The sequence below is a fragment of the Klebsiella sp. K47 genome (assembly GCF_051858335.1).
GTDB classification, from domain to species: domain Bacteria; phylum Pseudomonadota; class Gammaproteobacteria; order Enterobacterales; family Enterobacteriaceae; genus Klebsiella; species Klebsiella pneumoniae.
This window is the reverse complement of record NZ_JBPYUI010000436.1, coordinates 1-223: the sequence shown is the minus strand read 5'-3', so window position 1 is coordinate 223 and position 223 is coordinate 1. Positions and strand designations below refer to the sequence as shown.

Below are 223 nucleotides of genomic sequence, written 5' to 3'. Positions count from 1 at the left end.
CGAGGCCGACTTCGCCGACATGGTGAAGGCGCTGTCGTCCGATGAATTCGAGGGCCGCGCGCCCGGCTCCGTGGGCGAGGAGAAGACCACCGCCTACCTCGAAGCGCAGATGAAGCGCATCGGCCTGCAGCCGGGCAACAACGGCAGCTATTTCCAGGACGTGCCGATGGTGGAAACCACCGCGGACGAAGCCGCCACCACGATGACCCTGGCCACCGCCAAG

General features: G+C 66.8%; 1 pseudogene. It reads left to right on the top strand.

What is annotated here, in order from left to right:
* Positions 1–223, top strand: a pseudogene (locus RRF55_RS28685) (hypothetical protein); the annotation flags it as partial.